The sequence below is a fragment of the Bartonella sp. AC130YNZD genome, from assembly GCF_042196865.1.
Classification (GTDB): Bacteria; Pseudomonadota; Alphaproteobacteria; order Rhizobiales; family Rhizobiaceae; genus Bartonella.
Genome location: NZ_JBHIQZ010000136.1, coordinates 1 through 848, shown reverse-complemented (window position 1 = coordinate 848; position 848 = coordinate 1). Strand labels below are relative to the sequence as shown.

Genomic DNA, 848 nt, shown 5'->3' with positions numbered 1-848 from the left:
ATGTTACACGCATATAATGGCTTTGTCGGGTGTAGTTACGCTATACAATACCCTTTATGGGGAAAGCGTAACGACGGACTATCGACCGTGTTTTTCAGCACCCGGCATCCTTTATTGGATGTCAATGAAAAACCTCTAATCGATAGGAGTTCATTATGAACACTCTTATTAAAATTACAGAACAAATCATTGATCAGGAAACTGTTCAAACCGTTAATGCACGCGAATTGCATACATTTTTAGAAGTAGGTCGCGACTTTACGACATGGATTAAAAACCGCATAAAAACATATAAATTTGTTCACACAAAAGACTATATTCTAACGTTCCCCAAAACGGGGGAGCGTCAAAATGTAAACATGACAGAGTACCACCTCACTCTAGACATGGCAAAAGAGCTTTCCATGGTTGAACGCAATGAGAAAGGACGTCAAGCACGTCGTTACTTTATTGAATGTGAGAAAAAACTAAGAAACCAATCTGTTGATTATGATAATGATACACGCTTTGATTTGCCAAGCTATTGGGAGGGAATGAACGCTGGTGAAAAAGTTTTATATCTTTTAGGTCCTATCCATGTGCGTCTTCTTGATGCCTTCAGAGTAGATGAAGAGAACAGAAAATATAAAGCTCTCATTAAAGAAGCAAAACAGGTTCTAGCAAGATCTGTCGTAAAAGCTGCTTAGTTTAAAATATGATTTCATTTCCTCGTCTTTTCAGACGGGGAGGTGGTTAATATCACACAGTCTCTAGAAACAGGATTGTAACAACCAACCAACTTTTAAACACCAGCGTGATTCACGCCACGGGTGAATTGCGCTCAAATAGGAGGAAATCAAGATGAGTGA

Annotated in this window: 1 protein-coding gene; it reads left to right on the top strand. The window is 38.9% G+C overall.

What is annotated here, in order from left to right:
• The first annotated feature begins 155 nt into the window (after nucleotides 1-155).
• Nucleotides 156-686: an antA/AntB antirepressor family protein gene (locus ACFINU_RS10120; protein ID WP_375619034.1), complete on the top strand. Its 531-nt coding sequence runs from the start codon at nucleotides 156-158 to the stop codon at nucleotides 684-686.
• Nucleotides 687-848 lie beyond the last annotated feature (162 nt).